12 protein-coding genes are annotated in these 13,637 nt (G+C 59.9%); 9 read left to right on the forward strand and 3 right to left on the reverse strand.

Translation table 11 applies throughout. The annotated features are described in order from the left end of the window. The first annotated feature begins 171 nt into the window (after positions 1-171). Complete coding sequence (locus tag DOU54_RS02290; protein ID WP_113730409.1) at positions 172-1,116, forward strand: 2-hydroxyacid dehydrogenase; 945 nt, start codon at positions 172-174, stop codon at positions 1,114-1,116. A gap of 17 nt (positions 1,117-1,133) precedes the next feature. On the opposite strand, the gene DOU54_RS02295 is transcribed toward DOU54_RS02290, so the two are convergent. Beyond that, positions 1,134-4,097 (reverse strand): PAS domain-containing protein, encoded by a 2,964-nt coding sequence (locus tag DOU54_RS02295; RefSeq protein WP_113730411.1) that lies wholly within the window; start codon positions 4,095-4,097, stop codon positions 1,134-1,136. Between the two features lie 364 nt (positions 4,098-4,461). On the opposite strand from DOU54_RS02295, the gene DOU54_RS02300 reads away from it, so the two are divergent. The 3 genes from DOU54_RS02300 to DOU54_RS02310 all read left to right on the forward strand — a co-directional run bounded on the left by DOU54_RS02300 (position 4,462) and on the right by DOU54_RS02310 (position 7,614). Next, complete coding sequence (locus DOU54_RS02300; protein ID WP_113730550.1) at positions 4,462-5,460, forward strand: ABC transporter substrate-binding protein; 999 nt, start codon at positions 4,462-4,464, stop codon at positions 5,458-5,460. A 212-nt stretch (positions 5,461-5,672) separates the two neighbouring features. Beyond that, positions 5,673-6,560, forward strand: a complete 888-nt coding sequence (locus DOU54_RS02305; protein ID WP_006698119.1) for an ABC transporter permease — start codon at positions 5,673-5,675, stop codon at positions 6,558-6,560. Beyond that, complete coding sequence (locus DOU54_RS02310) at positions 6,553-7,614, forward strand: quaternary amine ABC transporter ATP-binding protein (protein WP_004437660.1); 1,062 nt, start codon at positions 6,553-6,555, stop codon at positions 7,612-7,614. The genes DOU54_RS02305 and DOU54_RS02310 overlap by 8 nt, the downstream gene beginning before the upstream one ends. Here DOU54_RS02310 and DOU54_RS02315 read toward each other — a convergent pair. Further along, positions 7,606-8,835, reverse strand: coding sequence for a TIGR03862 family flavoprotein (locus DOU54_RS02315; RefSeq protein ID WP_113730413.1), 1,230 nt, complete (start codon positions 8,833-8,835; stop codon positions 7,606-7,608). The genes DOU54_RS02310 and DOU54_RS02315 overlap by 9 nt on opposite strands. 68 nt (positions 8,836-8,903) lie before the next feature. Here DOU54_RS02315 and DOU54_RS02320 point away from each other — a divergent pair, with 68 nt between their 5' ends. The 3 genes from DOU54_RS02320 (at position 8,904) to DOU54_RS02330 (ending at position 10,931) form a co-directional block, all read left to right on the forward strand. After that, a complete protein-coding gene (locus DOU54_RS02320; RefSeq protein WP_044459479.1) occupies positions 8,904-9,491 on the forward strand; it encodes an IMPACT family protein in 588 nt (195 codons plus the stop codon). 137 nt (positions 9,492-9,628) lie between these two features. Next, positions 9,629-10,297: a pseudouridine synthase gene (locus DOU54_RS02325; RefSeq protein WP_113730415.1), complete on the forward strand. Its 669-nt coding sequence runs from the start codon at positions 9,629-9,631 to the stop codon at positions 10,295-10,297. A gap of 7 nt (positions 10,298-10,304) precedes the next feature. Further along, the gene (locus DOU54_RS02330; protein ID WP_113730417.1) at positions 10,305-10,931 is read left to right on the forward strand and encodes a class I SAM-dependent methyltransferase; all 627 of its coding nucleotides are present in this window, start codon (positions 10,305-10,307) and stop codon (positions 10,929-10,931) included. Here DOU54_RS02330 and DOU54_RS27320 read toward each other — a convergent pair whose 3' ends face one another. Then, positions 10,932-11,117, reverse strand: a complete 186-nt coding sequence (locus DOU54_RS27320) for a hypothetical protein (RefSeq protein ID WP_004437649.1) — start codon at positions 11,115-11,117, stop codon at positions 10,932-10,934. It abuts the gene before it with no gap. A gap of 184 nt (positions 11,118-11,301) precedes the next feature. Here DOU54_RS27320 and DOU54_RS02340 point away from each other — a divergent pair, with 184 nt between their 5' ends. Both DOU54_RS02340 and DOU54_RS02345 read left to right on the forward strand, forming a co-directional pair. Continuing rightward, positions 11,302-12,531 (forward strand): PQQ-dependent sugar dehydrogenase, encoded by a 1,230-nt coding sequence (locus DOU54_RS02340; RefSeq protein ID WP_113730419.1) that lies wholly within the window; start codon positions 11,302-11,304, stop codon positions 12,529-12,531. 86 nt (positions 12,532-12,617) lie between these two features. Then, a complete protein-coding gene (locus tag DOU54_RS02345) occupies positions 12,618-13,634 on the forward strand; it encodes a DNA topoisomerase IB (RefSeq protein WP_004437641.1) in 1,017 nt (338 codons plus the stop codon). The last annotated feature ends 3 nt before the right edge of the window (positions 13,635-13,637 follow it).

Raw genomic sequence — 13,637 nt, forward strand, 5'->3', positions numbered from 1 at the left:
AGTCCTTGAGCTGAAAGAAGTCTTGGCGCCGCGCAGACGCGCGGCGGCTGGATACCGGATCTAGTCCGGCATGGCGGAAGAATCACAAATTCCCCCATTCCACCCATGGCATTACCCGCCGAAATTGCGCATTGATGGCGTCACGCAAAAATCGCAAGCAGGACCAATGCCATGTCTTCACCAATCGCCTTTGTTTCACGGATGAATGCAGAGACGGAGGCCGTTTGGAAACAGGCGCTGCGCGCCGCCATGCCGGAGGAGGAGATCCTCTCCTTTTCCGAATTGACGGATGAGCAGCGGCGGGCAGTGGAATTTGCCATTGTCGCCAATCCCGATCCGGCCGATATCGCCGCTCTTCCGGGCCTCTCATGGATCCACAGCCTGTGGGCGGGCGTGGAGCGGCTGGTGCTGGAACTGGGCAGCAAGGCTCCCCCCATCGTTCGGCTGAAGGACCCGGAACTTTCCCGCGTCATGGCCGAAGCGGTGCTGGCATGGACCTATTATCTGCAGCGTGACATGCCCGCCTATCGCGAAAATCAGCGAAAGGCGCTCTGGCAGGAACTGGATTACCGCCACCCCGGCGAGATGACCATCGGTCTCCTGGGGCTCGGAGCACTCGGCGCGGCCGCGGCGGAGCGCCTTATCCATGCCGGCTTCAACGTCGCAGGATGGAGCCGTTCGGCCAAAACAATCGAAGGCGTGGAAACGTTGACCGGCGATGCAGGGCTTCAGGCATTGCTGGAAAAAAGCGACATTCTCATCTGCCTTGTGCCGCTTACCGATGCGACGCGCGGTCTTCTCGATGCCCGCCGTCTCGCCGCAATGAAACAGGGCGCGTCAGTCATCAATTTCGCCCGCGGCGCCGTCATCGTCGCCGATGCGTTGATCGCGGCGCTCGATTCCGGCAAGCTCTCGCATGCCGTCCTCGATGTCTTCGAACACGAGCCACTCCCTGCGGCTTCGCCATTTTGGCAGCACCCCAAAGTTACCGTCCTGCCGCATATTTCCGCGCCGACAAGCCGGGAGAGTTCGGCGCAGATCGTGGCCGGCAACGTCCGCACATGGCGGGAAACAGGCAAGCTGCCGGAAACCGTCGACATGGACCGCGGTTACTGAACCGGCGCCAAGGCGGCCTATTCGGCCGCCACCGGCCTGGCCGTATGGGCCTTTTCTACGGCGGCAATGATCTGCTGTTCATCGTAGGGCTTGGTGAGCAGGACTGCGCTTTCCGGCGCCCCCTCCGGCAGATGGCTGTCGCCCGTCGCAAAGACGATGGCAAGACCCGGCCTGCGGCGCAGGGCCTCCACCGCCAGTTCACCGCCCTTCATGTCCGGCAGGCCGATATCTGTAACGAGAACGTCGATCTGCTCCGATTCGATAACCTTCAGCGCCTGCGCCGCGTTGCCAGCCTCAACAACGGCAAAGCCGCTCTCCGAAAGCATCTCCATGGAATTCATCCGGATCAGCTCGTCATCCTCGACCAGAAGAACCTGGATTGACCGCTCCCGGTTGTCGACCGCCATGGCGGGTTCGGGGATTTTCGAAGAACCAGGCCGCGCCCTCGACAGCGAAACCTGCTTGCGGTTGGCTATGACGTGGCGGATGCGCCGCGCCAGCGCTTCACGCGTATAGGGTTTGGATAGCAGTTCCACACCTGCATCCAGCTTGCCGCCATGCACGATGGAGTTTTCGGTGTAACCCGAGGTGAAAAGAACGGCGAGATTGGGCAACCGCTCCTGTGCGCGACGCGCCATTTCCCGGCTTTTCAAGGGGCCTGGCATCACGACGTCGGTGAAGATGACATCGATCGGAATTCCGCTTTCCACCACCGTCAAACCCGCCTGTGCGTCGCGTGCGGTCAGCACCCTGTAACCGAGATCGCTCAGAGTTTCGACGACCGTACCGCGCACTTCTTCATCGTCCTCAACCACGAGGATCGTCTCCGTCCCACCTTCGACAGGGCCGTTATGCACCACAACCTCCCTGTCCTCATCGGCTGCGGAACGCGGCAGATACATTTTCACCGTGGTGCCCTGCCCCACCTCGCTATAGATGTTCACATGCCCGCTGGACTGTTTGGCGAAACCATAGACCATGGAAAGGCCAAGGCCCGTGCCCTTGCCCTCGGGCTTGGTCGAGAAGAACGGTTCGAAGACCTTTTCGAGTATCTCCGGCGACATGCCCGAACCCGTATCGGTGACCGCGAGCATCACATATTGCCCGGCCGTGACCTCGGAATGTTTGCGGGCGTAATCGCGGTCGAGAACAGCATTGGCTACCTCGATGGTGAGCTTTCCGTGCCCTTCCATGGCATCGCGCGCGTTGATCGCGAGATTGAGAAGCGCGTTTTCCACCTGGTTGGGGTCGGCGTAGGTGTTCCAGAGGCCACCTGACGTGATGACCTCCACCTCGATCGCCTCACCAAGCGAGCGGCGAAGCAGGTCATCCATGCCGGTTACGAAACGGGCAATATTGATGACCCGCGGCTCCAGCGCCTGACGGCGGCCGAAGGCCAGAAGCTGGCTCGCGAGCTTCGCGCCACGTTGGACGCCCGCGAGCGCATTCTCCAGCCGGCGCTCCGCACGTTCATTGCCGATCACATCTTTCGACAGCAATTGCAGATTGCCGGCGATCACCTGCAGTAGATTGTTGAAATCATGCGCCACACCACCGGTCAGCTGACCGATCGATTCCATTTTCTGCGCCTGCTGAAGGGCCTTTTCGGTCTGACGGCGCTCCGCCATTTCAGCTTCGACCCGGGCTTCCAGCCCCTCATTCAGTTGCCGGAGCTGCTCTTCCGCCCGGATGCGATGGCGAATTTCACGCTCAAGGTTGCTCGCATGTTCCTTGAGGGTATCTTCGGCACACCGCTGCTCGGTGATGTCGGTGTGAACGCCGACCCATTCGGCAATAGCACCTGACTTGTCGAAAATCGGCACGCCGCGGATCGCGAAAGTACGATAGACATCGTCATGTCTGCGCACGCGATGTTCCCAGATATAGGTCGATTTTTCCGCGACCGCCTTGTTCCAGCTATCGACTGAACCCTGCCTGTCTTCCGGATGAACGGCGTCCGCCCAGCCAAAGCCCTGATATTCTTCGGGCGTCTGGCCCGTCAACGCCGCCCATGCCGGCTGCTCACCCAGCATCCTGCCTTCGGCACTGTTGGTCCACAGCACACCGTGCACGGCCTCCACCGCCGCGCGGAAACGGTTGTTGCTGATGAGGATTTCCTGCTCCGAGCGCTTCCGCTCTTCGATATCGATGATCAGGACATAGATGCCGTCGACGGAGCCGTCGGCAATGTAGCGCGGAACATACCGGATTTCAGCGGCGCGCTTGGTGCCATCCGGTCTGCTGATGACGGTATCCGAAACGATCTTCTCACCGGCAAGCGCCCGGTCGAGATAGGCCTTTCGCGCATCGAAAAATGCCTCGCCGACAATCTCGGGAACGCTGCGGCCGATGACGTCTTCACCACTTCGGCCGAACCATTCGAGATAACCGTCATTGGCAAATTTATAGATGTAATCGCGATCGACATATCCGACCAGAATGGGCAGGGCGTTGGTGAGCCGGCTCAATTCCTTGCGGCTCTGCTCCATAGCCTCAACGGCTTTCACCTTGTCGGTATTTTCGAGCACGGTGCACAATACGCCATCAACCGTGCCACCTTCATTATAGATCGGCGTGTAAAATAGGTCGAAGATCACCTCTTCCGGTATGCCATGTCGCATAAGCGTCATTGGCTGGTCGCGATAGGCCAACACTTCACCGCGAAAACCGGCTTCGAGAATGCGGCTGTTCCAGTCCCAGATTTCCGGCCAGATGCCGGGCACCGTGCCGCCCAGCGCCTGCGGATGGTAATTACCGGCGATCTCCGCATAACCGTCATTGTAGATCATCACATGATCGCGGCCCCACATCAGCACCTGCGGAATAGGTGAATTGACGACGGAATTGGCTTTTTGCCTCAGATTTTGCGGCCAGTCGCAAATCGAACCAAGCGATGTCTTCGACCAGTCGAAGCGGCGCACAAGCTCACCCGTTTCACCGCCGCCGATGGGCCATACCGGGGCAGCACGAAGATTGGTCATTCAAAATCACCACAAAAATCGAGAAGAAATCTCCCGTAATACAGAACGGGATAAAAGTCCAAGAGAACAGAAACTTCTCCTGATTGTTCCCGGACTTTTCAAAAAAATGAAAAAGTTCCCTCGCTTGTGAAATATCGTTGATGCGCCGCTAAACAACTATATGTTTCAATATCTTAATTCCGAAATTTTCGCTAATATGGCCCTGCGATCGCGCCTTCGTCCGGCGAATGGCATCCTCAATACGCCAGAAATTGCCGCAAACGGGATGGCGACAAAAGATTTATTAAGCCTCAATAAGGGTGCTGGCGGTCGCGGTGCCGTCAGCGCCCGGGTCATCGCCACACCGCGACCAGAGGGAACAACAATGAAAATACTTTTGGGTGCCACAATTCTTTCCGCCGGCTTCGCCTTTTCAGGCAGCGCAGCCTATGCCGCCGACTGTGGAAACGTAACAATCGCCAGCATGAACTGGCAATCCGCTGAAGTTGCCGCCAACCTGGACAAATTCATTCTCGAAAAAGGCTATGGCTGCTCCGCCGAAATCGTTACCGGCGATACGGTGCCGACACTGACCTCCATGGCCGAAAAAGGCCAGCCGGATATCGCACCTGAGGCCTGGGTCAGCCTGCAGCCGGAAATCGTCAAGCAGGGTCTGGAAGGCGGCAAAGTGGTCGCGGCCGCAAAAATCCTTTCCGATGGCGCTGTTCAGGGCTGGTGGATTCCGAAATACGTCGCTGAAGCCAACCCCGATCTCAAAACGATTCCTGATCTTTTCAAGCATCCCGAGCTCTTCCCGTCGCCTGAAGACAAGTCCAAGGGTGCTGTGTTCAACGGCCCGCAGGGCTGGGGCGGCACAGTCGTCACCGCGCAGCTGTTCAAGGCGTTTGGCGGCGAGAAGGCCGGCTTCACCCTCGTGGACACCGGCTCTGCCGCAGGTCTCGACGGCTCCATCGCGAAGGCCTATGAAGCCAAGCAGCCTTGGGTCGGATATTACTGGGCGCCCACCTCGCTGCTCGGCAAATACGAGATGGTAAAGCTCGGATTCGGCACCGACTATGACGCGGCCGAATGGAAACGCTGTACATCCGTTGCCGATTGCGCCGATCCGAAGCCGAACGCCTGGCCGATCGATGACGTACAGACGCTGGTCAGCAAATCCTTTGCCGATCGTGCCGGTCCGGCAATGGATTATCTCAACAAGCGCGCCTGGACCAACGCCACCGTCAACAAGCTGATCGCCTGGATGACGGATAACCAGGCCACCGGTGAAGACGGCGCCAAGCAGTTCCTGAAGGAAAACGAAGCCCTGTGGAAGGGCTGGGTCTCGCCCGAGGTCGCGGAAAAGGTCAAGGCCGCCCTTTAAAAAGCGCGTCCTGACATATCTGCCCGGCAACCGGCGTCTCCCGCGGCGACGCCGAACCGCATCGGCTACCCGGCTTTGGCTGATAACGATGCGCCGGTTCAACAGAGCGTTCCGCCCATGCGTCCAGTTGGCCGCGCGGCGCTCTGGCGATTTTACTCCCGGAGTGCGGAGGACATCGATCCCCGCCTCCGGTTCGTCATGGAGAACAGGATATGGAATGGCTTTTCAAATTTCCGACCATGAATGACGATGCTCTGCGCGCGCTGAAAAAAGTCATCGACGAGGGGTTCCGGGCGTTCACCCGAACCTATGGCGGCGCAATCGAGGGGTTGTTCACCCCACTCCAGAGCTTCCTCATCTGGGCGGAAAGGCTTTTGATCGGCGCCCCCTGGCCGGTTGTTATTCTTATTGTCGGCGCTCTTGCCTGGTTCGGCAGCCGCAGCGCCACCATTGTTTCGCTCTGTTGCGGCATTCTCTTCGCCATCGGCTGGTTCGGCATGTGGGAAGACACGATGAAGACGGTTTCGATGATCTTCGTCTGCGCCGTGCTGTCCATCATCGTCGGCCTGCCCATCGGCATCGCCATGGCACGGTCCAACCGCCTGCAGAACGTGATCAACCCCGTTCTCGACGTGATGCAGACGATGCCGAGTTTCGTCTATCTTATTCCGGTCGTCATGCTGCTCGGCATCGGCCGTGTGCCAGGTGTCATCGCCGTCGTCATCTATGCCATTCCGCCGATGATCCGGCTCACCAATCTCGGCATCCGCATGGTCGATCGTGACGTTCTGGAGGCGGCCGATGCCTTCGGCTCCTCCAAACGCCAGAAACTTTTTAAAGTTCAGCTGCCGCTCGCGCTGCCCACCATCATGGCCGGCATCAACCAGACCATCATGATGGCGCTTGCCATGGTCGTCATCGCCTCCATGATCGGCGTGCAGGGCCTCGGCCAGCCGGTGCTGAAGGCCATCGCCAACCAATATTTCACGCTCGGCGTGTTCAACGGGCTTGCCATCGTCGGCATCGCCATCATTTTCGACCGCATCAGCCAGGCCTATGGCCTTCGCCTGCAAAAACACCGGGAAGTGGCGCATGGCTAGTCAATCGATCGAAATTCGCAGTCTTTACAAGATTTTCGGCTCCAAAGCGGGGGATCATGTCGAAGCCGTCAAAGCCGGCATGTCCAAATCGGAACTCAACGCCAAGCACGGCCATGTGCTCGGCCTGCGTGACATCAACATCACCATGCCGGGCGGGCAGATCACCGTTATCATGGGCCTTTCCGGCTCCGGCAAATCCACGCTGATCCGCCATGTCAACCGGCTGATCGACCCGACCGCCGGTGAAATCCTCTATGGCGGCACAGACGTGTGCAGCCTCAACGAAGCGGATCTTCTGGAATTTCGCCGCCACAAGACGGCGATGGTGTTCCAGAAATTTGGTCTCCTGCCCCACCGCAACGTGCTGCAAAATGTAGTTTACGGCCTTGAGGTGCAGGGCGTCGACAAGCGCGAGCGCGAAGAAAGGGCAGAGGTCTGGATCAGGCGGGTCGGCCTGGAGGGCTTCTCCAACCATTACCCCAACCAGCTCTCCGGCGGCATGCAGCAACGTGTGGGTCTCGCTCGGGCGCTCACCAACAATGCCGAAATCCTGCTCATGGACGAGGCCTATTCGGCCCTCGATCCGCTCATCCGCGTCGACATGCAGACGGTGCTGCTGGAACTTCAAAAAGAGCTGAAGAAGACCGTGGTCTTCATCACCCACGATCTCGACGAAGCGCTGCGGCTGGGTGACAAGATTGCCATTCTGCGCGACGGCGAAATCATCCAGCAGGGAACGGCCGCCGAAATCGTCATGTCGCCGGCGGATAGTTATATCGAGGCCTTCGTGGAAGAGGTCAATCGCGGCCGCGTCATTCGCCTTGGCGCCGTGGTGCAGCCGGAATTTGCCGGCCAGTCCCGCCTTCAGCTCGATGCGGATATGACGGTTGAAGAGGGCCTGCGCGCGCTGGTCCGGGAAAATGTCAGCAGCGCCACGGTCGTCGGAGAAAACGGCAAGGCGCTTGGTGCAATCACCACCGATGCCATCATGCGCTGCCTCGTCCGAACCGCACATGGTGAGGAAGCAGGCATGGCTGAACGTTTGTCAGGCTGAGCCTTCGAGCCACGCGGCCATGCCCTTTGCGGCCGCCTTGCCGGTGGCGAAACAGGCGGTCAGGAGATAACCGCCGGTGGGCGCTTCCCAATCCAGCATTTCCCCGGCAGCAAATATGCCGGGGAGCTTTTCCAGCATGTAGTTTTCATCAAGGCCGCTCCACGCGATACCACCGGCGGACGAAATTGCCTCGGCAATCGGCCTCGTCCGCAGAAGCGGAATCTCCGCATGTTTTATTCTCGCGGCGACGAATTCATCCGGCATGCCCGCGATATCGGGAAATATTTCCCGCAGAAGCCCGACCTTCACGGCCGATAAGCCTGCCGCCTTGCGCATGCGGTTTGCAAAGCTCTCTTTCCGTCCGAGTTTCGCCAGATCGCCGCTGAGGCGTTCCACCGTACGTCCCGGCGCAAGATCGATTGCGAGCGACGCTTTGTCCGCCTCGTCCAGCCGGTCGCGCAGCGCGGCGGAATGGGCGTAGATCACGCTGCCCTCAATACCATGCTTCGTGATGACAAATTCGCCCTGAAAGGCTCCGGCTGGCGAAATGGTGATGGTGGATTTCACCGCTTCCCCCGCAAAACGCGAGCGGAAGACATCGCTCCAGTCAACGTCGAAACCGCAATTGGCGGGGCGGAACGGGGAAAGCGCCACGCCTCTCTCCGCCAGCGCCGGAACCCATACGGCGTCCGAACCGAGACGCGGCCAGCTTGCGCCACCGAGCGCCAGAAGAACGGCATCGGCCTTGATGATGATCTCGCCCTCCGGTGTCGCGAAAACCAGGTGCTCGCCGGAAAAACCCGTCCAGCGATGCCGCGTCCTGATGGTGACACCCTGCGCCTCCAGCCGGGCGAGCCATGCCCGGAGCAACGGCGAAGCCTTCATGACGGTGGGAAACACCCGGCCCGAAGTGCCGGCGAAAGTTTCCTGCCCCAGCCCCTGCGCCCAGTCGCGCAGCATATCCGGCGTGAAATCATCGAGAGCGGCGCGCAGCCTCGGTTCCGCATCGCCGAACCGGTGGCGGAAACTGTCGTAGTCTTCGGCGTGGGTGATGTTGAGACCGGATTTTCCGGCCATCAGCAATTTGCGCGCCACGGTCGGCATCGCCTCGAACACCGTCACGGCATGGCCTGCAGCCGAGAGCATCTCTGCCGCCATCAGCCCCGCCGGTCCGCCGCCGATAATTGCGACCTGCCTCGCCTCGCCCAAAACCCTCTCCATTGCCATCTTCACCGTTGAAAGCCTTATAGCGATTTCCGCAGGCGAATATATGCGATATTGAAGCGCCCATGTTCACGCTCGACCGCCCCGTCACCTTTTCGCAGGATATCAAGAAAAGCCGCTTCATCGCCTTTGCCGCGCCGGTGACGGGTGAAGAGGATGCGAAAACATTCCTCGCGGCACATTCCGATCCCGATGCAAACCATAATTGCTGGGCCTGGCGAAGCGGTCAGACCTATCGTTTTAGCGATGACGGCGAACCCTCGGGAACGGCCGGTAAACCGATCCTTCAGGCTATCGACGGTCAGGCACTCGACAATGTCGCGGTTCTCGTCATCCGCTGGTTTGGCGGCATTCTGCTCGGCAGCGGCGGGCTGATGCGCGCTTATGGCGGCACGGCGGCGGCCTGTCTTCGCCTCGGCGAGACGTCACCGGTCATCGCTTATGTCAGCGCCACGCTGAGTTGCCCTTTCTCAGACCTGGCACTGGTGAAATCACGCCTTTCCGCCACGCCGAACCTGCGGCTTGAGAGGGAGGACTTTACCGGCACCGGCGCGGATATGGTGCTCTCGGTTCCGGCCGAGGAAACCGAACGACTGACCCGGCTCCTTAGCGACCTGACCAGCGGACGCGTCAATCTCCATATTCCCGACTAGAGTTTTCGCTTTTCTTCGAATCGCGGAAACACTCTAACTCTTTATTTTGGCGCATTTCCGGTCGGAAAACCGGGGCCACCTTTCCTGGAAATGCTCTACCGCCTGTCCGAATGCGCAATTCGTGCTAAGGAAGCGACATGTCATCCGAGCCTTCCAACCCTATCTATAATCCGCCACTCGACCCTTGGCTCACCATCGTGCACCGCGATGACGATCTGCTGGTGCTTGATAAGCCGAGCGGGCTGTTATCGGTGCCGGGGCGCGATCCGGCGCTTTCCGACAGCCTCATGACGCGTGTGCAGAAGCAGTTCCCGAAAGCGCTGATGATCAACCGGCTGGACAAGGACACCTCGGGCATCGTGCTGATGTCGCTGAACCGCAAGGCGCACGCGGCAATTGCGTCGCAGTTTGAAAACCGCCAGACGCGCAAATCCTATGTTGCCATTGTCTGGGGAGAGGTTGAGGGAGAGGCCGGAGAAGTGGACCTGCCGCTCGCCATCGATCCCGAGAACAAGCCCCGCCACCGGGTCGACCACGAAAATGGCAAGTCCGCGCAGAGCCTGTGGCAGGTGCTGCAACGACTGCCGCTTCCAGCGACGCGGCTGGCGCTCACTCCCCTCACCGGGCGCACCCATCAATTGCGGGTGCATATGAAGGCGCTTGGCCATCCCATTCTCGGCGATGAATTTTATGCCGAAGGTGAGGCGCTTTCCGCCGCGCCCCGCCTGATGCTGCATGCGCAGGAAGTGGCATTCCGTCATCCGGACGGCCGGGATGTCATCTATACCGTGCCCTCTCCGTTCTGAGGTCGATATGAAGGAACAAAACGATAGTTTCGTGGTGGATTTCGTCGGCGGCGCGGTGGGGCACCGTTTTCGTTCCGGCGAGGGGCGCGGACAGGCACTGCCCAAGGCCGCAGGTTTCACCAAGGGCCGCACGCCAAAAATCGTCGATGCCACGGCTGGCCTCGGGCGGGATGCCTTCCTGCTCGCATCGCTCGGGGCTGACGTCACCCTCATCGAGCGCTCGCCGGAAATGCACGCCCACCTCGCTGACGGCATTCGTCGTGCACTGGAAGCGGGCGGCGCTTATGCCGAGGCGGCGGCGCGCATGACGTTGCTCCATGGCGACTCCCGGCATTTGCTGAAAGAGCTGTCACCGGAGGTCGTGATTGTCGACCCCATGCATCCGCCGCGCCACAACACGGCGTTGGTGAAAAAAGAGATGCGGGTTCTGAGAGAACTGGTCGGCGCCGACCCGGACCAGGTTGAGCTGATGGAGGCTGCGCTGGAGAATGCGACGAAGCGGGTGGTTCTGAAGTGGCCGCTCCGCGCCGACCCGATGCCGGGTGTTCGCAAGCCATCACATCAGATACTCGGTAAGAACACCCGCTATGATGTCTTCATGATCTTCGGAAAATCCCACGACGAGGATGAATGATCAGCGGAAGTTCGGCTTTCGCTGCGCGTTCATCAGAAGCTCATGCCGCGAGGCGAACTCACCGAACAGCTTTCTGAGCCTGACTTCCTCAGCCTTGTCGAGCCGATAACGGCGGCAGAACTCCGCCACGTTGAGGATCGGCTTGGTTCTGTTCGCGTCTATGGTCTTGTTGTCGATGATTTGCATGGCGCCCTCCGTATAACAGAGGCCAAACGCAGCGCACGGCTCGCGGTTCCCTATGAATTCGCATGGATGAGAAAAGAGCGTGACGCCTGCACACGCAATGATCAAGTTTTCTTGAAACTGTCGAAGGAAACGAAATCCTCCCCAAATGGTTTCCTGCGTGACCTAAACGACGGAAGGGAGACCCATGTTCCACAACAACCGATTTCTGAATTCGACGATCCTGTGCGCGATGCTTGCCGTTCCTTCGGCCGGCGCAGCCAACGCACAGACCGCCCCGGCTGCCGAAACGAAACGGCCCAATGCGCCGGATCAGAAACCGGCTTTTGAGGGCCAGACGCGCGCGCCGCAGGCTGCTGCCCAGCCGAGCATCGAAAAAACCGTCGTCGCCGATGGTCTGCCGCATCTGTGGTCCATGGAATTCCTGCCCGATGGTCGCATGATCGTCGCTGCCAAGGAGGGCGCCATGCATATCGTCGCTGACGGCAAGGCCGGGCCGGCGATAGAAGGCGTGCCGGAGGTGGCTTCCGATGGACAGGGCGGGCTTCTCGACATAGCGCTGGCGCCCGATTTCGAAACCTCCCGTAAAATCTTCTTCTCCTTTTCCGAGCCGCGTGAGGGCGGTAACGGCACCTCCGTCGCATCGGCCAAACTGACAGAAGACGGTGGAGCGGCGAAACTGGAAGACGTCTCGGTGATCTTCCGCCAGATGCCGACCTATGATGGCGACAAGCATTTCGGATCACGGCTGGTTTTCGGCCAGAACAATGAGCTCTACGTCACTGTCGGTGAACGTTCAGACGCAACGCCGCGTGTGCAGGCGCAGGACCTCTCGAGCGGGCTCGGCAAGGTCTTCCGCATTGATGCCGAAGGCAAGGCCTTCGAGGGCAACCCCTTCGCCGGCCAGCAGAACGCCCTCCCCGAGATATGGAGCTATGGCCACCGTAACCTCCAATCGGCAGCGCTGGATGGACAGGGCAGGCTCTGGACAGTGGAACATGGCCCGAAAGGCGGCGATGAGCTGAACCTGCCGAAGGCGGGCCTCAATTATGGCTGGCCGGTGATCACCTACGGCGTCGAATATAGCGGCCGGTCCGTTGGCGAAGGCGCCACCGCGAGGGAAGGCATGGAACAGCCGGTTTATTATTGGGACCCCGTCATCGGCCCGTCCGGCATGGCCTTTTACGACGGTGACGGGATTCCCGAGTGGAAGGGAGCCTTCATCGTCGGCGGTCTGGTAAGTCAGGGCCTCGTCATTCTGCACATAGACGGCGACAGGGTTGCGACGGAAAGCCGATTGCCGCTGGAAGCGCGCATTCGTGATGTGAAAGTGGGTCCGGATGGCGCTGTTTATGCCGTGACTGAAGAACGCGGCGGCGGCAACTCGCAAATTTTACGGATCGCCAAGGCCACCTGAGAAAGCCATGACAGGAACAGCAGGCCGCCGGAACGAAGGCGGCCTGTTTTTCGTTTGCCGCAGCGTGAAACCTGCCGGGAAAAACAATGCCACAGCCGCCAACCCGCCTTCTTGCCAAAATCGGACTTGCCTATGTCAGTGATCAGGAACCGGGTATTTCCCGCGAGAAACGCGGGCGCGGTTTCTGTTATCGGCTGCCGGGCGGCGAACTCCTCTGCGATAGTGATGAGCTGAAGCGCATCAAATCGCTCGGTGTACCGCCCGCGTATAAGGATGTCTGGATCTGCATCGACCCGTCGGGGCATCTGCAGGCCACCGGGTTTGATGCCCGCGGCCGAAAGCAATATCGTTATCATCCCGACTGGCATACGCTCAGGGGAGAAACGAAGTTCTTCCAGCTCAAAAGCTTCGGAAGGGCGCTCCCTGCCATCCGCCGTCGCGCCATGGCCGACGTCGGTAAACAGGACCACGGGCAGGAAATGACGCTTGCAGCCCTCACCCTGTTGCTTGATGCCGCCTATTTGCGCGTCGGAAATCGCTCCTATCTTGAGAGTAACGGCACCTATGGCGCAACGACATTGCTCAAGCGGCACGTTTCCTTCGGTGAAACCATCGAATTGCGCTTCGCCGCCAAAGGCGGGCAGAAGGTGAAACGGCAATTACGCCACCCCCGCCTCCAGAAAATTCTTGAAGAGATCGCCGATCTGCCCGGCAAGGAACTCTTCGTCTGGCAGGATAGTGAAAACAGGGTTCACTCCGTCGATTCCAGCGATCTCAACGCATATCTCTCACGCATCGGCGGCCAGGGCATTTCCGCCAAGACCTTCCGCACCTGGGGCGGAACGCTCGCGGCCTTCTGCAACGCCATGGAGCATGTGGCAGCCGGTGAAAAACCGAGCATAAAGGGCATGTGCCAGGCTGCGGCGACCGAGCTTTCCAATACGCCTGCCATCTGCCGCAAGAGCTATGTGCACCCCGCTGTTCTCGATATCGCCACGGAGGAAAAGGCCCAGAAAAAGCTCAGCCGCATCTTGAAGGTCGGGGCAAAACCCGTCTCCGGCCTCAGGGCGGATGAACGACGTCTGCTGGCCTTTTTACCCTGACAG

Source organism: Agrobacterium sp. MS2 (assembly GCF_003261015.1).
GTDB classification, from domain to species: Bacteria; Pseudomonadota; Alphaproteobacteria; order Rhizobiales; family Rhizobiaceae; genus Agrobacterium; species Agrobacterium pusense.